The following is a 20,089-nucleotide window of genomic DNA, read 5'->3' on the forward strand; positions in this document are numbered from 1 at the left end:
CGTCTGATAATTCGATGGAATTCACCAGAGTCGTGCGACCTCCCGTGGCCCAACCGGCCGCGGGAGACATCGAGGTCCGCACGCCACCACCGGTGCCGCGACTGTCGTCGGGCAATGTCGTCAGCCGCATCGCACCCGTGCTCATGTTGTTGGCGATGGCCGGCATGATGGTGTTCTACTTCCGCTCGGGTGCGGCGGCGGGCCGGAATCCGATGTTCCTGCTTTTTCCGGCGATGATGGTGCTGTCAATGGTCGGCAGCACGGTCCTCGGTTCGCGCGGTGCGCGCCGGGCGGGCGAGATCGACGCCGACCGGCGCGAGTACCTGGTGTACCTCGACGCGGTCGGCGGATGCGCAGACCGAACCGCCGTCGAACAGCATCGCTGGCTCCATCAGAACCACCCGCCGCCCGATGCGCTGTGGACCCTGGTCGGCACCGAGCGGATGTGGCAACGCCGTTGGAGCGACGACGATTTCACCGAGATCCGTGTGGGAATCGGCGCGCGCCCCCTGCGCACCAGACTGGTGACCGCACCGGCCACCGGTGACGGGACGACGGATCCGCTGACTGCGTCGGCGTTCGATCGGCTGTTGCGCACCGCCGCGACCGTGCCCGATGTCCCGGTGACGCTCGTCGTCAATCGGCATCGGCGTATCGACGTCGGTGGCGACGATCCGCGGGGACAGGCGTGCGCCATGGTGTGCCAGCTGGCGTTGTGGCATGGGCCCGACCAACTGAAGGTCGCCGTGGTCGGCGGATCGGCCGAGTGGGACTGGCTGAAATGGCTGCCGCACCACTATCGCTCGGGCCGCATCGGCGGGCAGCCGCTGCGGTTTGCGGAACTCGGTGCGGTCGCGGCCATCGCCGGGTGTCATCTGGTGGTGCTGGTCGACACTCCGGTGGCCGCCGCCTTCGTGGACACCGACGCGGTGACACTGCTGGTCCTGGGCGCGCCGGGTACGACATCGACGCTGCCGCCGTGCTCGACGGTCGATGTGCTCACGGCCGCACAAGCCGAGACCTGCGCACGACGGGTGGCGCGCTACCGACTGGCCGGCGGTCCGGACAACACCCGGCGGCACCATGATCGCCCGCTGGTCGGCGCCGATGGTGCCGGGGACACGTGGCCCATCCGTCCGGCCCGGCATCGGCTGCGGGTGCCGATCGGTACCGACGACACCGGGGCGACGGTCGAGCTCGACCTCAAGGAACCGGCCGAGTACGGCATGGGTCCGCACGGTTTGTGTATCGGCGCAACAGGTTCCGGCAAATCCGAGTTCCTGCGCACCCTCACGTTGGGTCTGATCAGCACGCATTCGCCGGACGAGCTGAATCTGATCCTCGTCGACTTCAAAGGGGGCGCCACGTTTCTCGGCTTCGAACAGGCCAACCACGTCGCGGCCGTCATCACGAACCTGGCGCAGGAAGCACATCTCGTCGCGCGGATGCACGACGCCCTCGCCGGGGAGCTGACCAGGCGCCAGGGGCTGTTGCGGGCGGCCGGCAATATGTCCGGTATCGGCGATTATCGGCGGGCGCGCGCGGCCGGCGCCGACCTGGCACCGCTGCCCGCCTTGTTCATCGTGGTCGACGAGTTCTCCGAATTGCTCAGTCAGCATCCGGATTTCGCAGAGTTGTTCGCCGCCATCGGTCGGCTCGGCCGATCGCTCGGCGTGCATCTCCTGCTGGCCAGCCAGCGGCTCGACGAGGGCCGCCTACGTGGACTGGACACCCACCTTTCGTACCGGGTCTGTCTCAAGACGTTCTCGGCGGCAGAGTCCCGTGCCGTCCTCGGGGTCACCGATGCACATGAGTTGCCGGGCACGCCGGGCGCAGGGTTGCTGCGCACCGCGGACGGCAAGCTGGTGCGGTTTCACACCCAGTTCGTCTCTGGGCCGGTCTTGCTGGACCACGACGAACCTCCGGTTCCGCGCCTGTTCACCATCGATGTCCCGGCCGTGACGCCTGACCCGTCAGCCGGGCCGACGCTGATGGACACGACCCTGCGCCGACTGGCCGGGCTCGGTCCGAACGCCCATCCGGTCTGGCTGGCGCCGCTGACGGGTTCGCCCGCATTGTCCGAGCTGCTGGCGGCCGACACCGAACACCGTCCGCTGCGCGTCCCGATCGGCTTGGTGGACAACCCGTTCCAGCAGTGCCGCGACCCCCTGGTAGTCGACCTCAACGGGTCCGGAGGCCATGTGGCCATCGTCGGCGGTCCACGCTCGGGGAAATCGCTTGCGCTGCACACACTGTTGCTCGGCCTGACCGCGACGGCGCCTGCGGGCGGGCTCAGCATCTACGGGCTCGATCTCGGTGACGGTGGTTTGACGGCCTTGCGGCGGCATCCTCGCGTCGGCACCGTTGCCGGCCGGAGCGAGCCGGAATTGCTGCGGCGCATCGTGTCCCAACTGCTGTCGCTGTGCCGCCGGCGTCAGGACTTTCGGCAGCAACACGGGCCCGAGGTGCCTTTCGCGGACAACTACGGTGCGGTCGTCCTGGCGGTCGACGGGTGGGCGACGCTGCGTCGTGAATTCGACGCACTGGAAGACCCCATCACGACTCTGGCGGCACAGGGCCTGTCGGTCGATGTCCACGTGGTGCTGACCGCCAATCGGTGGGCAGAACTGCGGCCGATGCTGAAAGACCACATCGGCACCCGAATCGAATTGCGGCTCGGTGATCCGACCGAGTCCGAAATGGACCGCCGCCGCGCGCATCTGCTCGCCACCTGCCCGCCCGGCCGCGGCCTCACCAGGGACGGGAAGGAGTTCGTGGTCGCGCGACCGCAGCTCGATCTGATCACCACCCATCAGCCGGACCCGGCACCAGCCATCGAACTGCTTCCGCAGCATGTGGATTACGCCGCGCTGCCGGCCACTGCCGAACGACCGCCGCGGTACGTCATCGGCCTGTCCGAAGAAGACCTGCAACCGTTCGCACTGGACACGGGCGCCGAACCGTACCTGATCCTGTTGGGCGACACGGCGTGCGGCAAGACGGCGGCGCTGCGGACGCTGTGCCGCGCAATCATCGGACAGACCGATCCCGCTCGGGCCCAACTGCTGATCGTCGATTTCCGGCGGTCGCTGCTGGGAGTGGTGGAACCGCCGCACCTGTGCGGCTACGCGATGTCGGCCGCGACGACCGCCGCCGAGCTCGCCGCCGCGCTGTCGCTGCTCACCGCCCGGCTGCCGGGACCCGGTGTCACGCAACAGCAGTTGCGCGACCGATCCTGGTGGTCCGGACCCGAAATCCATATCGTCGTCGACGATTACGACCTGGTGGCGGGTGCCACGGGAAATCCGTTGGGGCCCTTGCTCGACCTGTTGCCGCACGCCTCGGACATCGGACTCCACGTCGTGGTCGCCCGCCGCTCCGGCGGTGCCGCACGCGCCATGTTCGACCCGCTCCTGTCGCGCATGCGCGACCTGGGCGCCACGGGACTCATCATGAGTGCCGGCCCGGACGAAGGGCCGCTGCTCGGCGCCGCACGGCCGAGGGCATTGCCGCCCGGCCGGGCCGTCGTGGTGCGTCGCGGCCAACCTGACCAGCTGGTCCAGATCGGCTGGACCGACCCGCCATGACAGTCGTGGTGGTGGGCCCGGCGACCATCATCGGACCGGAAGAGGTCGGCGCCGAACTGGCCTCGTCCGCACTGGAGTGCATCGACGAGCAGCTGGGCCTGCTCGGTGCGGCTGTCCTTCCCGCCGACCGCATCTGGCGCGACGCCATGGCCGCGGTGACAGGCGCCGCATCGGCCATCACGGTGGTGTGCCCGACATGGTGGCCACTGTCGCGCATCGAGCGCGTCCGGGCCGCGGTCCCCACCAGCGTTTCCCGCGTCGTCATAGAGCGCAGAACCGACGCACTCCGTGCGGCCGGCGGCGAACCCGATTGTGCGGTCGTCGAACTGGGGGAGGGCCTGGTAACGATCTCCCGTCCGGGGGACGCCGCATCCGTCGTGCGACGCACGGGCAGTGCCACCGCTGAGGCTGTCCATGCTCGAACCACGTGGGGTGCCCGCGTGGTGATCGACGCGCCGATCGGCGTTCCCGGCGCCGCGCCCTTGGCCGCCGAAATCCAAGCGCTGTTGCAGGATCAGGGCGTCGGGGCAGAGATTCTCAGCTGCGCCGACCTGCGCGCCGCCGCCGACACTCACCCGCCACCGGCCACGGCGCGACCACGTCCGGCGCGGGCGCGGACCGCGATCGCCGGCCTGGCGGCCTTCGCCGTCGTCGGTGCAGGGGGACTGGGGCTGTCCAACCGCGACGCCCCCACGTCGGCGCTCGCCGCTGCCGCTGACCCGGAGTTCACTTGGCTCGTGGAGGGCCGGGTGGCGCTACAGGTCCCGGTGCGCTGGACGGTCGATCGGGCCCTCGCGGGTGCGGGATCGGCTCGGCTGCAGATCATTTCGCCCGATGACCGGGGCCAGATCATTCACCTCACCCAATCGGTGGTGCCGCGGGAGCAGACGCTCGACGTGGCGGCGCGGTCGCTGCGGGAGGCGGCGACGAAGCTGCCCGACGGGGTCATCCTGGATTTCCAGGAGGCCGGTGTCAGTGCCGGACGCGCGGCCGTGCGATACCGCGAGGTGCGCGACGGGCGGACCGTCGAGTGGTCGGTGCTGATCGACGGACCGGTCCGGATCGCCGTCGGGTGCCAGGGGGCGGCCGTCCGGCCGGCATGTGACACCGCGATTCGTTCGGCCCGCCGGGCAGATTGAAAAAACTTGGGCGGCAATGGAACCGAACGCCCGCCGCAAACGTCTGAACAATCAAACCCAATGGAGAGGAAATCATGACAGCTCCGGAAAATGGCGCTCTGACTACAGATTTCGACCTGATGACGGGGATTGCCGGCAAGGTCGAGGTCCGCAACGAGGAGATTCGGGCCATGCTCGGCAACTTCATCGGTCAGATGACGGCCATCCCGCCGACGGTGTGGGGCGGTGCCGCGGCGACCCGATTCCAGGACGTGGTGAACCGGTGGAACGGCGAATCGATGAAACTTCATGCGTCACTGCAACGTATCGCCGAGACCATCCGCTCGAACGCGGCGGTGCTGAGTCAGGCGGCTGACGACCATGCCCAGCGCATCGGCGCCACCGGCCACGCGATCTGACGGGACATACACATGCAACCGGCACTGTCGTACCACTTCGGCGAGATCGAATACACCGTCCGTCAACAAATCCATGCCACATCGGCACGGATGAACACGTCGCTGGACGAGCTCCGGAACCTGGTCGCACCCCTACAACAGACGTGGACCCGCGAGGCGGCCGAAGCGTTCCAGGCCGAACAGGCCCGCTGGAATCAGTCGGCGGCCGCCCTCAACGACATCCTGCACAGTCTCGGCAACGCCGTCCGCGACGGTGCCGATGACATCGCGGCGACCGACCGCCGCGCGGCGGGCGACTGGATCTTCTAGCCCCACCTCAAGCCCTGTGTGGCCCTGTCCCCGGAGGAGAGCCGGGGGCGGGGCCACACAGTCATGGCCGCGCTCAGGACCAACTTGTGTCTTGGAACACCCAGGTCGACTACCCTGGCGGCCACGCAGGTGTGTATCCGACCTGCGAGGAGTGTGAGTGTCGTGGGAACCAGCCGCACCGAGGGGTCGCCGGCCGGCTCGACGCTGCGCGCGGTACACCAGCGGTTCGTCACCGGCGAGATCGACGCCCAGCACCTCGACCCCGCCGCCGTCCGCCCCGTCATCGCCGACAGCTGGCGCCGGAGCCTGGCCACGGGCGTCGACCCGGACCTCGGCGGCGCGCAGTTCACGCCCGTCGTCCCCAAGACCCTGGATCAGCTGCGCGCCGAACAACCCATCGCCGCCGCCCTGCCGGTGATCCGGAAACTCCTGGTCGAAGACGCCATGGACAGCGGTGTCATGGTGGCGGTGGCCGCCGCCGACGGCACCCTGCTGTGGGTCGAGGGCGACAAGACGGCTCTGGGCCGGGGCGAGGCCATGAACTTCGTGCCCGGCGCCGACTGGAGCGAGCGCAGCGCCGGCACCAACGCCCCGGGTACCGCGCTGGCCCTGGACCGGGAACTGCAGATCCACGGCTCCGAGCACTTCGCCCGGCTGGTGCAGCCCTGGACCTGCACCGCGGTGCCGGTGCACGATCCGACGACGGGCGAGCTCATCGGCTGCGTCGACCTGACCGGTGACAGCCAGATCGCCTCGGCCCAGACCCTCGGACTGGTGCGCGCGACCGTGATGGCCATCGAGAACCACCTGGCCCTGCAACGGCTGCTGCAGCCCGCGCCCAACCCGGTGACCAAGGCCCGCCTGACGGTGCTCGGCGGTGATCGTCCGCGCTGGGTCGCCACCGGCGACGACGGACAACCGCGTCAGCACACCCTCAGCGGCCGGCACGCCGACATCCTGGTCCTGCTGAGCCGTCATCCCGAGGGCCTCAGCGCTGACCATCTCGCAATGTTGTTGGACGACAACGATCTTGACTCGGTCACCATCCGCGTCGAGATGTCCCGCCTGCGCCGGGTCATCGGCGCGCAGTACGTGGCGTCGCGGCCCTACCGGCTACTGACCCCGATCGACAGCGACGTCGCCGACGTCTTCGCCGCGCTGCACCGCGGCGACGTCGACGCCGCACTGTCCCATTACACGGGTGCGTTGCTGCCGCAGTCGGTGTCACCGGCGATCGCCCGGTTGCGCACCGAGCTGGGGGAGAGCCTGCGCACCGCGGTGCTGTCGGCGTCCGCGGCCGGTCACGTCGGCCTGTTGCGCCGTTGGCTGGCCCTGCCCGACGGCCGCGACGACCGGCACGGCTGGCAGTTACTGCGCAACCACCCGTCAGCGGACGCGGTGGTGCGGGCGCAGGCAGTCGGGCACCTGGCCGGGCTCGACGCCGACCTCGGCTGATCCCGGGCGCGGCCCAGCGGGTTCAACGATGCAACTGTGTTGCAACCCACTTCTCCGTAGTGTTAGTGACCAGCAGCACACCTGTGTTTGTCACCCATTGGAGGAGTGAACCCATGACTGTTTACGCGCGTCCCGGTGCCGAGGGTTCGGTGATGACCTACCCGGCCCGCTACGACAACTTCATCGGCGGCGAGTGGGTGGCACCCGCTGCCGGACGCTACTTCGAGAACCGTACCCCGGTTACGGGTGAGGTGTTCATCGAGATTGCCCGCTCGGACGAATCCGACATCGACAAGGCGCTGGACGCCGCGCACGCCGCCGCGCCCGCCTGGGGCAAGACCTCCCCGGCAGCCCGCGCCCGGGTGCTGAACCTGATCGCCGACCGCATGGAGCAGAACCTCGAGGCCATCGCCGTCGCCGAGTCCTGGGACAACGGCAAGCCGGTCCGCGAGACCCTGAACGCCGACATCCCGCTCGCCGTCGACCACTTCCGCTACTTCGCGGGCGTGCTGCGGGCCCAGGAAGGCTCGATCTCCGAGATCGACGACGACACCGTCGCCTACCACTTCCACGAGCCGCTCGGCGTCGTCGGCCAGATCATCCCCTGGAACTTCCCGATCCTGATGGCGGTGTGGAAGCTGGCCCCCGCGCTGGCCGCCGGCAACGCCATCGTGCTCAAGCCCGCCGAGCAGACCCCGGCGTCGATCATGTTCCTGTTCTCGCTCATCGGCGACCTGCTGCCGCCGGGTGTTGTCAACGTGGTCAACGGTTTCGGCGTCGAGGCCGGCAAGCCGCTGGCGTCGAGCAACCGCATCGCCAAGATCGCCTTCACCGGTGAGACCACCACGGGCCGGCTGATCATGCAGTACGCCAGTCAGAACCTGATCCCGGTCACCCTGGAGCTGGGCGGCAAGAGCCCGAACATCTTCTTCAGCGACATCATGGCCGCCGAGGACGACTTCCAGGACAAGGCGCTCGAAGGCTTCACGATGTTCGCGCTGAACCAGGGCGAGGTCTGCACCTGCCCGTCGCGCAGCCTCATTCAGGCCGACATCTTCGACGAGTTCCTCGCGCTGGCCGCCATCCGCACCAAGGCCGTCCGCCAGGGCGACCCGCTGGACACCGAGACCATGATCGGCGCGCAGGCCTCCAACGACCAGCTGGAGAAGATCCTGTCCTACATCGAGATCGGCAAGTCCGAAGGCGCACAGCTGATCACCGGTGGTGAGCGGGCCGAGCTCGGCGGCGACCTCAACGGCGGCTACTACGTGACGCCGACGGTCTTCTCGGGCCACAACGGCATGCGCATCTTCCAGGAGGAGATCTTCGGGCCGGTGCTGTCGGTGACGTCGTTCAAGGACTACGACGACGCCATCTCGATCGCCAACAACACCCTGTACGGTCTGGGCGCCGGCGTGTGGTCGCGCAACGGCAACGTCGCGTACCGGGCGGGCCGGGACATCAAGGCCGGCCGCGTGTGGACCAACTGCTACCACATGTACCCCGCGCACGCCGCGTTCGGCGGCTACAAGCAGTCCGGCATCGGCCGGGAGAACCACAAGATGATGCTGGACCACTACCAGCAGACGAAGAACCTGCTCGTCTCGTACTCGACGAAGGCCCAGGGGTTCTTCTGACGAGCGCTCGCGCGAGGAAACGAGCACTCTGATGAGCATGCGCGCGAGGAAGCCACGCGCGTAGCTCCCACGAACCGCGAGCGCCCGCGTACCCCCCGAATGCGCGGGCGCTCGCTTCCTTTCTTCGGTCGGCGCATCTCGAATGCGTTCGGCGACTTAATGATCACGGCCGGCACCAGATAGTTCCTGGAGGCAGGCCAGTTCGGCATCAGCCATCCCATTTCCAGGAGTCCTGCAGTGTCCATCACCAACCCACCCAGTGAGCACTCCGCTCACGGTGTCGAAGAGCACGTCGAGAGCAACGAATACCTCGCGAAACGTCAGCTGAAGAAGGGCACGGCCGGCTGGCTGCTGCTCGCCGGACTCGGCGTCAGCTACGTGGTGTCCGGGGACTACTCCGGCTGGAACTTCGGTCTGGCACACGGCGGTTTCGGTGGCCTGGCCATCGCCGCCGTGATCATCGCCGGCATGTACCTCGCGCTGGTGCTGGGCATGGCCGAGCTGTCCTCGGCGCTGCCGGCCGCAGGCGGTGGTTACACCTTCGCCCGTCGCGCCCTCGGCCCATGGGGCGGTTTCGCCACCGGCACCGCGATCCTCATCGAGTACTCGATCGCCCCCGCCGCCATCGCGACGTTCATCGGCGCCTACGTGGAATCGTTGGGGCTCTTCGGGATTCACAACGGCTGGTGGGTGTATCTGGCGGCCTACGCGTTCTTCATCGGCATCCACCTGTCCGGTGTCGGTGAGGCGCTCAAGGTGATGTTCGTCATCACCGCCATCGCGTTGCTGGGCCTGCTGATCTTCGCGGTCTGTGCCATCGGCCAGTTCGACGTCTCCAACCTGACCACCATCGCCGTCGACGTCAACGCGGCCGGGTCTTCGGCGATCCTGCCGCACGGCTACCTCGGCATCTGGGCCGCCATCCCGTTCGCCATCTGGTTCTTCCTGGCGATCGAAGGCGTGCCGCTGGCCGCCGAGGAAACCGCGAACCCGGAGAAGAACGTGCCCCGCGGCATCATCGCGGCGATGACGGTCCTGCTGGTCACCTGCGGCGTCGTGCTGGTGCTCACCACGGGTGTCGGTGGCGCGCAACAGATGTCGGCTTCGGGCAACCCGCTCGTCGAGGCGCTCGGCAGCGGCTTCGGCGCCAAGCTGGTCAACTACATCGGCCTGGCCGGCCTGATCGCGAGCTTCTTCTCGATCATCTACGCCTACTCCCGCCAGCTGTTCGCCCTGTCCCGGGCGGGCTACCTGCCGACCCAGCTGTCGGTGACCAACTCCCGCAAGGCGCCGACGCTGGCGCTCATCGTCCCCGGCGTCATCGGCTTCCTGTTGTCGCTGACCGGCAAGGGCGACCTGCTGCTGAACATGGCGGTCTTCGGTGCCGCCGTGAGTTACGTCCTGATGATGGTCAGCCACATCGTGCTGCGCCGCCGCGAGCCGAACATGCCGCGGCCGTACCGCACCCCGGGCGGCATCGCGACCACCGGCTTCGCGCTCGTCATTGCGGTCGTCGCGGTCATCGCCACCTTCCTGGTCGACCCGTTCGCCGTGGGCCTGTGCCTCGCGGTGTTCGCAGCCTTCATGCTCTACTTTGCGGTCTACAGCCGGCACCGTTTGGTGGCAAACTCTCCTGATGAAGAGTTCGCGATGCTCGCAGAAGCCGAGGACGAGCTGAAATGAAGTACCACCAGCGGATTTCGGGGGTGAACCACACCTTCGACGGGCTTGTGGATTTGATGGCCAAGGCCACGCCGCTGCGCTCCGGTGATGAACTCGCCGGGTGCGCGGCTCACAACGACGCCGAGCGGGCTGCCGCGGCGTGGGCACTGGCCGAGCTTCCGCTGGACACCTTCCTCAACGAAGCGGTGGTGCCGTACGAGACCGACGAGGTCACCCGCCTGATCATGGATTCCCATGACCAGCAAGCGTTTTCGGAAATCTCCCATCTGACGGTGGGAGGCTTCCGGGACTGGCTGCTGGACGCGGTGGCCGGCGACGATGCCGCCACGAAGATCGCGGCCGTCGCACCCGGCATCACGCCGGAGATGGCGGCCGCGGTCTCGAAGATCATGCGGAACCAGGATCTGATCGCCGTCACCGCGGCCACGCAGGTGCATGCGGCCTTCCGCAGCACCATCGGGTTGCCGGGCACTTTGGCGACCCGGCTGCAGCCCAACCATCCGACCGACGATCCGCGCGGCATCGCCGCTGCCGTGCTCGACGGACTGCTGATGGGCTGCGGCGACGCCGTCATCGGGATCAACCCGGCCACCGACTCGCCGCAGGCCACCGCCGACCTGCTGCAGCTGCTCGACAACATCCGCAGCCGCTACGACATCCCGGCGCAGTCCTGCGTGCTGTCGCACATCACCACCACCATCGGCCTCATCGAGGCCGGCGCTCCGGTGGACCTGGTGTTCCAGTCCGTCGCGGGCACCGAAGGCGCCAACAAGGCCTTCGGTGTCGACATGGCGCTGCTGCGCGAAGGCAACGAGGCCGGCCGGTCCCTGAACCGCGGCACCGTCGGCAACAACGTCATGTACCTGGAGACGGGGCAGGGCTCGGCGCTGAGTTCGGGCGCGCACCTCGGTACCGGTGGCCGGCCCGTCGATCAGCAGACGCTGGAAACCCGCGCCTACGGCGTCGCCCGCGCGCTGGACCCGCTGCTGGTGAACACCGTCGTCGGCTTCATCGGACCGGAGTACCTCTACGACGGCCGGCAGATCATCCGGGCCGGGCTCGAGGACCACTTCTGCGGCAAGCTGCTCGGCCTGCCGATGGGCGTCGACGTCTGCTACACCAACCACGCCGAAGCCGACCAGAACGACATGGACACCCTGCTCACGCTGCTGGCCGCGGCGGGATGCGCCTTCGTCATCACGGTGCCCGGCGCCGACGACGTCATGCTGGGCTACCAGAGCCTGTCGTTCCACGACGTCGTGGCGGTCCGCCGGACGCTCGGCCTGAAGCCGGCTCCGGAGTTCGAGGCCTGGCTCAAGAAGGTCGGTATGACCGATGATGCCGGCAAGCTGACCAAGTTCGATCTGCAGCGCTCGGCGCTGCGGGCGCTCACCGCGGCGGGATGATGATGACGGAAGATCTTGCAATCCAAGAGTTCTGGGATGAGCTCCGCAAGACGACGCAGGCCCGCATCGGGCTGGGCCGCGCCGGTAACGCGCTGCCCACCCGGGAGGTCCTCGAGCTGTCCGCGGCCCACGCCGCCGCCCGCGACGCTGTGCACGAGCCGCTCGACGTCGAGGCCCTGGCAGCCCGCGTCCGGGAGATCGGGATCGGCGAGCCCGCGGTGGTGCGCAGCCAGGCCGAGTCCCGCAGCGAGTACCTGCGCCGCCCCGACCTGGGCCGCTTGCCGGCTACGCCCATGGACGTCCCGGAAACCCCGGCCGACATCGGCTTCGTCCTGGCCGACGGGCTCTCGCCCTACGCGCTGGCCAAGCACGGTCCGGCGCTGCTCGCCGAGCTCGTGGCGCGGCTGGGTGACCAATACACGCTGGCGCCGCCGGTGATCGCCACGCAGGCCCGCGTGGCCCTCGGCGACCACATCGGCGCGGCCGCCAAGGTGCGGACCCTGCTGGTGATCATCGGGGAGCGGCCGGGCCTGTCGGTGGCGGACAGCCTGGGCATCTACCTGACTCATCTGCCGATGCCGGGGCGCACCGACGCCGACCGCAACTGCATCTCGAACATCCACCCGCCCGAGGGGCTCGGCTACACCGAGGCCGCGACGGTCGCGGCGGGGTTGGTGTCCGGTGCTCGCGCTCTGGGCCGGTCCGGCGTCGACCTCAAGGACACGTCCCGCGACACGTCCCTGGAAGCGCCCGGCGCCGCCGAGCTCACCTGACCACACAGGAGAACAGTGCCCCGCATCACCCGACTGGCCTTCGCCGCTGCGCTGGCCGGCCTCCTCGCCATGTCCGGCTGTAGCAGCCACGACAGCACCCCGGCTGCGCAGTCGCCGACCACCACCAAGGCCTCGTGCCGGACGCTGGCGCAGAACTCCGCCTGGTACGGCGACAACCGGGACCGGATCGACGCCATGCTCGCCAAACTGGGCACTTGCGGCGCCGCCGGTTCGGTGCACGCGGGCGCGCCCCTGGCGTTGTTCGACTGGGACAACACCATCGTCAAGAACGACATCGGCGACGCCACGTTCTTCTGGATGGTGCGCAACGGCAAGCTGCGGGCCCCGGCCGACGGTAACTGGGCGTCCACCAGCCCGTTCCTGACGCCGCAGGCCGTCGCGGCCCTGGCCCGGGCCTGCGCCGCGGCCAAGCCGGGCCAGCCGATGCCGACCGACACCGACACCGCGTGCGCCGACGAACTCGTGTCGGTCTACACCGACGCCAAGACCAAGGCGGGGGAGACCGCATTCGCCGGGTTCAACGCCCGGCGGATGGAACCGGCATACGCCTGGGCCGCGCAGATGCAGGCCGGGTGGCGCGAAGCCGACGTGGTCGAGTTCGCGAAGACGGCCCGCAAGGAGAACCTCGACGCCCCGGCGGGCACCGAGCAGAAGGTCGGCAGCGGCATGCAGACCGGCTGGGTGCGGTACTACCCGCAGATGCGCGACCTGGTGGAAACCTTGCACGCCAACGGTTTCGACGTGCGGATCATCTCGGCCTCGGCCGAACCGGTGGCGCGGGTGTGGGCCGAGGAACTGAACATCCCGGCCGACCACGTGATGGGTGTGCGGACCGAACGCGACGGCGATGTGCTGACGTCGCGCCTGGTGCCGTGTGGCGGCGAACCCGCCATCACCTACATCGAGGGCAAGCGCTGCCGCGTCAACGAAGAGGTGTTCGGGGTGACCGGTCCCGCCGCGTTCACCCAACAACCCGAGCCCAAGCGTGCCGCCTTCGCCGCGGGTGACTCCGACACCGACGTCACGTTCCTCACCGACGCGACCGCGCTGCGGTTGGTGCTGAACCGCAACAAGACCGAGCTGATGTGCACGGCCTACGACAACGCGGGCGGCAACTGGCTGGTCAACCCGATGTTCATCGATCCCAAGAAGCAGGGCGAACCCTACGCCTGTGCCACCAAGGGGTACATCGAGCCGTCGGGCGCCAAGGGCCCGCTGCACCGGCCGGACGGTAGCGTCGTGCCCGACCAGCAGGACCGGGTGTACTGACCTGCTCCGCGTTTTGACCTGCGGTGACGCACCCGGGTAAGCTCCCACGTTGGTGCGCTGCAGGCCGTCAGGTCAATGCTTCCCGGGTCACCGTCGGTCGCCGGGAATTCGCAGGTCGCGTACTTGACCGGCACCCGGATAGCACCGGGACTCAACCCGAGAAGAAGAGGTATAGCTGTGCCTACGTTCACGCCGAAGGCGGGTGACACCACGCGTCAGTGGTACGTCATCGACGCCCAAGACGTGGTACTCGGCCGGCTCGCCGTGGAAGCAGCCAAGCTGCTCCGTGGCAAGCACAAGCCGACGTTCACGCCCAACTCCGATGAGGGTGACTTCGTCATCATCATCAACGCCGAGAAGATTGCCCTGTCGGGCAAGAAGCTCACCGACAAGTTTGCTTACCGTCACTCGGGTTTCCCGGGCGGTCTGAGCAAGCGCTCCATCGGCGAACAGCTGGTGAAGCACCCGACCCGCACCGTTGAGAACGCGATCGTCGGCATGCTCCCGCACAACAAGCTGTCCCGCCAGGTGCAGAAGAAGCTGAAGGTGTACGCCGGCCCGGATCATCCGCACGCCGCGCAGCAGCCGATTCCTTACGAGATCAAGCAGGTGGCCCAGTGACTGAAGTTGACGTGACTGAAGTGACCGAAGTGACCGAGGCTCCTGAGTTCGAGGTGACCGAAGAGTCGGCTCCGCGCGAGCCCGTCTACATCGACCGCCCGATCCAGACCGTCGGCCGCCGCAAGGAAGCCGTCGTCCGCGTTCGCCTGGTGCCCGGCACCGGCAAGTTCAACCTGGACGGCCGCAGCCTCGAGGACTACTTCCCGAACAAGGTGCACCAGCAGCTGATCAAGGCCCCGCTGGTGACCGTCGACCGCGTCGACACGGTGGACATCTACGCCCACCTCGACGGTGGCGGCCCCTCGGGTCAGGCCGGCGCGCTGCGTCTGGCCATCGCCCGTGCGCTGATCCTGGTTCAGCCCGAGGATCGTCCGGCACTCAAGAAGGCCGGGTTCCTGACCCGTGACCCGCGTGCCATCGAGCGCAAGAAGTACGGCCTCAAGAAGGCCCGCAAGGCGCCTCAGTACAGCAAGCGCTGATCGTTTCTGCTCGTGGGCGGGCGTGTCGCAGTCTGGACACGCCCGCCTTCGGCGTTTCATGAGGGTCTCGCTGGGAGAAAGAAGGTCCATGAGTCGGCTGTTCGGCACCGATGGCGTCCGTGGCGTCGCAAACCGTGATCTGACCGCGGAGTTGGCGTTGGCGCTGGGATCAGCTGCCGCCCGCCGGCTCTGCTCGACCTCGGGAGCCGGCCGTTGTGTCGCGGTCGTCGGACGAGATCCCCGGGCCAGCGGCGAGATGCTGGAGGCCGCGGTCATCGCCGGCATCACCAGCGAGGGCGTCGACGTGCTCCGGGCCGGCGTGCTGCCGACCCCTGCCGTGGCCTACCTGACCGCCTCGTATGACGCGCAGCTCGGCGTGATGATCTCCGCCTCGCACAACCCCATGCCGGACAACGGCATCAAGATTTTCGGTACCGGCGGGCACAAGCTCGACGACGACACCGAGGACCGGATCGCCGAACTGGTCGCTGCCGGTCCGGGTACCCGGCCGACGGGCGCCGGCATCGGGCGTGTGCTCGACGCCGCCGACGCGCTGGACCGCTACCTCACCCACGCCGCCAAGGCCGCGGTAGCGCCGCTGGCCGGGCTGACGGTGGTCGTCGACTGCGCGAACGGCGCGGCTTCGGCCGCGGCCCCACAGGCATATCGAGCGGCCGGCGCCACAGTTGTAGCGATCAACGCCGAGCCGACGGGCCTCAACATCAACGACGGCTGCGGCTCCACACACATGGCGCAGCTGCAGCAGGCCGTCGTCGACCACGGCGCGGACCTGGGTCTGGCCCACGACGGTGACGCCGACCGATGTCTGGCCGTCGACGCGTCGGGCGCCCTGGTCGACGGTGACGCGATCATGGTGGTGCTGGCGCTGGCCATGCGCGACGCGGGCGAGCTGGTCTCGAACACCTTGGTTGCGACGGTGATGAGCAACCTCGGTCTACACCTGGCGATGCGGGAGGCCGGTATCGAGGTGCGCACGACGGGCGTCGGCGATCGGTACGTGCTCGAGGAACTGCGTGCCGGAAAGTTCTCGCTGGGTGGCGAGCAGTCCGGCCACATCGTGATGCCCGAGCTGGGTACCACGGGCGACGGTATCGTCACCGGGCTGCGGTTGATGTCGCGCATGGCGCAGACCGGGTCGAATCTGGCGCAGCTGTGTGCACCCATGAAGACGTTGCCGCAGGTGCTGATCAACGTCGAGGTCGCGGACAAGGCCACGGTGGCCCAGGCGCCGGCGGTGCAGACCGCCGTCGCCGAAGCCGAGGCTGAGCTCGGCGACACCGGCCGAATCCTGTTGCGCCCCTCCGGGACCGAGCAGGTGGTCCGGGTCATGGTGGAGGCTGCCGACGAGGACACCGCGCGGATGGTGGCGTTCCGCGTCGCCGAGTCCGTCAGCGAACAGCCCTAGCGCGCCTTATCCGGTGCGCGGCATGTGGTCGCGATGGTCGACGGCCTGGTGGACCAGCGTGAGGTCGGCGTCGTCGAGCGGGAACTGGTGTGAGCGCACGGCGTCGAGGACGGCGTCGAAGCGGCGCATGACCCGCGGTGTGGTGATCCCGAACCGCGCCAGGGATGCGTCGTTGGGTGGTTCCGCATCCGGCGCGCAGCCCAGCACGAAGGTGAGGATGCCGCGGTCGTACCAATCAAGGTGCATCGTTGTCTCCCTCTCCTGCAACATGATTCAGCATTCGACGTAGTTCACCGGCACGTTGACAGCGAGGCCGCCGGTGGAGGTTTCCTTGTACTTCGACAGCATGTCGGCGCCGGTGGTCCGCATGGTCTCGATGACCTGGTCCAGTGAGACGTAGTGGGCGCCGTCGCCGCGCAGTGCCATGCGGGCGGCGTTGATGGCCTTGCCGGCCGAGATCGCGTTGCGTTCGATGCACGGGACCTGGACGAGCCCCTGGATGGGATCGCAGGTGAGTCCGAGGCTGTGCTCCATCGCGATCTCGGCGGCGTTCTCGACCTGTTCCGGTGTGCCACCGAGGATTTCGGCAAGGGCACCCGCCGCCATCGACGCGGCCGAGCCGACCTCGCCCTGGCAGCCGACCTCGGCGCCGGAGATGGATGCGCGCTCCTTGTAGAGCGAACCGATGGCTCCCGCGGTCAGCAGGAACCGCACTGCGGTGCCGTCGGGATCCTGCTTGCCTGCCCGGGTGTAGTGCACGGCGTAGTGCATCACCGCGGGCACGATGCCGGCGGCGCCGTTGGTGGGCGCGGTGACGACCCGGCCGCCGGACGCGTTCTCCTCGTTGACCGCCAGCGCGACGAGATTGACCCAGTCCTCGGCGAACTCGGGTTGCTTGTTCCAGTCCTCGGCGTTGAGGCGCTCGAACCAGTCGCGGGCCCGGCGGCGCACGCGCATGGGCCCGGGCAGATAGCCGTCGCGGGAGATGCCACGCACTTCGCACTCGACCATCACGTCGCGGATGTGCAGCAGCCGGCCCCGGATCTCATCGGCGGTTCGGGTCTCGCATTCGACGGTGAGCATGAGATCGCTGACGCTGCAATCACGTTGGCGGCAGAGTTCCAGCATCTCCTTGGCGGACTGGAACGACAGCGCGTGGGTGGTGGCGGTCCGGGTGGCGGGTTGCAGGCTTTCGGCCTCGGTGACGACGAAGCCGCCGCCGATGGAGAAGTAGGTCTGCACGTGCAACTCGGCCCCGTGCGCGTCCAGTGCGGTCAGCGTCATGCCGTTGGGGTGGAAGGGCAGCACCGTCAACGGGCGCAGGACCATGTCGGCCTCGCTGAGTGCGATCGGGCGCAGCCCGCCGAGCATGATGTGGCCGCTCGCCCGCATCTCCTCGACGCGCCGTTCCATGACATCTGTCCGGATCTCCTCGGGGCGGTTGCCTTCGAGGCCGAGCAGGATGGCCGTCATGGTGCCGTGGCCGGCGCCGGTGGCGGCCAGTGAGCCGTAGAGGTCGACGCGGACGGCCGCGACCCCGGCGGCGCCGCCGAAGGCGCCGATGGTGTGCAGATCGTCGACGAATCGGGCGGCGGCCCGCATCGGACCGACGGTGTGCGAACTCGACGGCCCGATGCCGACGGAGAACAGGTCGAACACGCTGATGGTCATCGGAATTTCCCCTTTCGATGTCCATAGACGGCCTGATAGACGAGTGATATATTAGTTACATCACATACGGTAGATCAGCATTTGTACCTGGTCAAGCGGTACTTGTGGGGTCGCAGACGACGTGTGAACAACGTCCGAACCAGCAGAAAGAAACGGACTCGCCCATGGCGCATCAGCTCATCGATCCGCTCCTGCAGCCCTTCCGGCTCAAGAACATGACCCTGCGCAATCGCGTGGTGAGCACCTCGCACGAGCCGTCCTACACCGAAGACGGCATGCCCAAGCGCCGCTACCGGCTGTATCACGAGGAGAAGGCCAAGGGCGGTATCTCGCTGACCATGATGGGCGGCTCCGCGGTCGTCGCGCCAGACAGCCCCTCGGCCTTCGGCAATCTGCACGTCTACAAGGACGAGATCGTGCCCTGGCTGAGCGAGCTCGCCTACGGCGTCCATGAGCACGGTGCCGCCGTCATGTGCCAGATCACCCACCTGGGCCGGCGCACGAGCAATTACGACGGTGACTGGCTGCCCGTGGTGTATCCGTCGGCCATCCGCGAACCCGCCCACCGGTCCTTCCCGAAGGTCGCCGAGGAGTGGGACATGGACCGCATCGTCAAGGCATACGCCGACGCCACCGAGCGCTGCCGCGCGGCCGGCCTGGACGGCATCGAAATCGAGGCCTACACCCACCTGCTCGACGCCTTCTGGTCGCCGCTGACCAACCACCGCGACGACGAGTACGGCATGGGGAGCATGGAGGATCGGCTTCGCTTCCCGCTCAGGGTGATTCGCGCCGTGCGCGAGGCCGCCGGACCGGACTTCGCGGTCGGTATCCGGATGTCACTCGATGAGGACCTGCCCGGCGGGCTGCAGTACGAGGACGGCATCGAGATCGCCAAACGCCTCGTACCCGAAGGTATCGACTTCATCAGCGTCATCAAGGGCTACATGGCCAGCGACGAGGCACTCTCGCGCGTCATCCCGCCGATGGGTACCCCCGTCGCCCCGCACCTGTCGTTCGCCGGGCAGGTCAAGAAGGATCTCGGGATCCCGGTCATGCATGCCAGCCGGATCAATGACGTGGCCACCGCCCGGCATGCGATCCGCGACGGCCTGCTCGACCTCGTCGGCATGACCCGTGCGCACATCGCCGACCCCCACATCGTCGCGAAAATTCAAGCGGGCGAGGAGGATCGGATTCGTCCCTGCGTCGGCGCGACCTACTGCCTCGACGAGATCTACCAGAACCGTGACGCCAAGTGCGTCCACAACCCGTCCACCGGACGCGAAGACCGCTTGCCGCATCGCGTCGACAAGGCGGCCGGGCCGGCGCGGACGGCGGTCGTCATCGGGGCCGGGCCGGCGGGTCTGGAGGCCGCCCGGGTGCTCGGTGAGCGCGGCCACCGTGTCGTGGTGTTCGAGGCAGCCGACGTGGCCGGTGGCCAGGTCCGGATCGCGTCGTCATCTCCGCGCCGGCGCGATCTGATCAGCATCATCGAGTGGCGGCTGGACGAGTGCAAGCTGCTCGACGTCGACATCCGCACCAACCGTTACGTCGATGTCGACGAGGTGCTGGCGGAGAACCCCGACATCGTGGTGGTCGCCACCGGTGGGGTGCCGAACACCGAATTCCTCACCGAGGGCGCCAATCTCGTCACCGATGGGTGGGATGTGTTGTGCGGTGCGGTGCATCCGCGCGGTGAGGTCATGCTCTACGACGACAATGGCGGTCACCCCGGACTGGATGCCGCCGAGGTGCTGGCCCGCAGCGGCGTCGCCGTCGAATTCGTCACTCCCGAGCGGACATTGGCGCCCGACGTCGGCGGCGTGAACTACCCCGGCTACTTCAAGGTGTTCGCCGAGCACGACGTGCGCGTCACGCTCAACGAGCGGCTGACCGGGGTGCGCCGCAAGGACGGCCGCCTCGAAGTGGACCTCTACAACGAATACGCGCACGCCACCCGGCAACGCATGGTCGACCACGTCGTCGTCGAACACGGCACGCTGCCGTCCGACGAGCTGTACTTCGGGTTGGTCCCTGGTTCCACCAATCTCGGCGAAGTCGACCAGCAGGCGCTGCTCAGCCTGCAGCCGCAGACCGTCGTGCGCAACGCCGAGGGCGGCTACCAGCTCTTCCGGATTGGTGACGCCGTCGCGAGTCGCAACATCCACGCCGCGATCTACGACGCGTTCCGGCTCTGCCTCGTTCTCTGATC

16 protein-coding genes are annotated in these 20,089 nt (G+C 68.3%); 14 read left to right on the plus strand and 2 right to left on the minus strand.

Going from position 1 to position 20,089, the window contains the following annotated elements:
• Window positions 1-14 precede the first annotated feature (14 nt).
• The 13 genes from eccCb to glmM all read left to right on the plus strand — a co-directional run bounded on the left by eccCb (window position 15) and on the right by glmM (window position 16,203).
• Entirely contained in the window at window positions 15-3,587 is a 3,573-nt protein-coding gene (gene eccCb, locus QRN63_RS04050) for a type VII secretion protein EccCb (RefSeq protein ID WP_285029555.1), read from the plus strand.
• On the plus strand, window positions 3,584-4,726 hold the full coding sequence (locus QRN63_RS04055; RefSeq protein WP_285029556.1) for a type VII secretion-associated protein: 1,143 nt from the start codon (window positions 3,584-3,586) through the stop codon (window positions 4,724-4,726). The genes eccCb and QRN63_RS04055 overlap by 4 nt, the downstream gene beginning before the upstream one ends.
• 74 nt (window positions 4,727-4,800) lie before the next feature.
• Window positions 4,801-5,124 (plus strand): WXG100 family type VII secretion target, encoded by a 324-nt coding sequence (locus QRN63_RS04060; protein ID WP_285029557.1) that lies wholly within the window; start codon window positions 4,801-4,803, stop codon window positions 5,122-5,124.
• A gap of 12 nt (window positions 5,125-5,136) precedes the next feature.
• On the plus strand, window positions 5,137-5,433 hold the full coding sequence (locus QRN63_RS04065; RefSeq protein WP_285029558.1) for a WXG100 family type VII secretion target: 297 nt from the start codon (window positions 5,137-5,139) through the stop codon (window positions 5,431-5,433).
• Window positions 5,434-5,595: 162 nt separating this feature from the next.
• The gene (locus tag QRN63_RS04070; RefSeq protein ID WP_410506095.1) at window positions 5,596-6,888 is read left to right on the plus strand and encodes a GAF domain-containing protein; all 1,293 of its coding nucleotides are present in this window, start codon (window positions 5,596-5,598) and stop codon (window positions 6,886-6,888) included.
• A gap of 113 nt (window positions 6,889-7,001) precedes the next feature.
• A complete protein-coding gene (gene adh, locus QRN63_RS04075; RefSeq protein ID WP_285029559.1) occupies window positions 7,002-8,525 on the plus strand; it encodes an aldehyde dehydrogenase in 1,524 nt (507 codons plus the stop codon).
• A gap of 237 nt (window positions 8,526-8,762) precedes the next feature.
• On the plus strand, window positions 8,763-10,208 hold the full coding sequence (gene eat, locus QRN63_RS04080) for an ethanolamine permease (RefSeq protein WP_267318480.1): 1,446 nt from the start codon (window positions 8,763-8,765) through the stop codon (window positions 10,206-10,208).
• On the plus strand, window positions 10,205-11,614 hold the full coding sequence (locus QRN63_RS04085) for an ethanolamine ammonia-lyase subunit EutB (protein WP_285029560.1): 1,410 nt from the start codon (window positions 10,205-10,207) through the stop codon (window positions 11,612-11,614). Before eat ends, QRN63_RS04085 begins: the two co-directional genes overlap by 4 nt.
• Window positions 11,611-12,387, plus strand: coding sequence for an ethanolamine ammonia-lyase subunit EutC (gene eutC, locus QRN63_RS04090; RefSeq protein WP_285029561.1), 777 nt, complete (start codon window positions 11,611-11,613; stop codon window positions 12,385-12,387). The genes QRN63_RS04085 and eutC overlap by 4 nt, the downstream gene beginning before the upstream one ends.
• 15 nt (window positions 12,388-12,402) lie before the next feature.
• On the plus strand, window positions 12,403-13,677 hold the full coding sequence (locus QRN63_RS04095; protein WP_285029562.1) for an HAD family hydrolase: 1,275 nt from the start codon (window positions 12,403-12,405) through the stop codon (window positions 13,675-13,677).
• 177 nt (window positions 13,678-13,854) lie between these two features.
• Window positions 13,855-14,298: a 50S ribosomal protein L13 gene (gene rplM, locus QRN63_RS04100; protein WP_020101494.1), complete on the plus strand. Its 444-nt coding sequence runs from the start codon at window positions 13,855-13,857 to the stop codon at window positions 14,296-14,298.
• An 11-nt stretch (window positions 14,299-14,309) separates the two neighbouring features.
• A complete protein-coding gene (gene rpsI / locus QRN63_RS04105) occupies window positions 14,310-14,777 on the plus strand; it encodes a 30S ribosomal protein S9 (RefSeq protein WP_410506098.1) in 468 nt (155 codons plus the stop codon).
• Between the two features lie 88 nt (window positions 14,778-14,865).
• Window positions 14,866-16,203: a phosphoglucosamine mutase gene (glmM, locus tag QRN63_RS04110; RefSeq protein ID WP_267318476.1), complete on the plus strand. Its 1,338-nt coding sequence runs from the start codon at window positions 14,866-14,868 to the stop codon at window positions 16,201-16,203.
• A 6-nt stretch (window positions 16,204-16,209) separates the two neighbouring features.
• Here the strand turns inward: glmM and QRN63_RS04115 are convergent, their stop codons facing one another.
• Together QRN63_RS04115 and QRN63_RS04120 are read right to left on the minus strand one after the other, a co-directional pair.
• Window positions 16,210-16,449 carry a hypothetical protein gene (locus QRN63_RS04115; RefSeq protein ID WP_267318475.1) on the minus strand — a complete coding sequence of 80 codons (240 nt, stop codon included), beginning with the start codon at window positions 16,447-16,449 and terminating at the stop codon, window positions 16,210-16,212.
• A 27-nt stretch (window positions 16,450-16,476) separates the two neighbouring features.
• A complete protein-coding gene (locus tag QRN63_RS04120; protein ID WP_285029563.1) occupies window positions 16,477-17,874 on the minus strand; it encodes an L-serine ammonia-lyase in 1,398 nt (465 codons plus the stop codon).
• A 164-nt stretch (window positions 17,875-18,038) separates the two neighbouring features.
• Here QRN63_RS04120 and QRN63_RS04125 point away from each other — a divergent pair, with 164 nt between their 5' ends.
• Window positions 18,039-20,087, plus strand: a complete 2,049-nt coding sequence (locus QRN63_RS04125) for an NADH:flavin oxidoreductase (RefSeq protein WP_267318473.1) — start codon at window positions 18,039-18,041, stop codon at window positions 20,085-20,087.
• The last annotated feature ends 2 nt before the right edge of the window (window positions 20,088-20,089 follow it).

It is taken from the genome of Mycolicibacterium sp. lyk4-40-TYG-92 (assembly GCF_030209435.1).
GTDB lineage: Bacteria > Actinomycetota > Actinomycetes > Mycobacteriales > Mycobacteriaceae > Mycobacterium.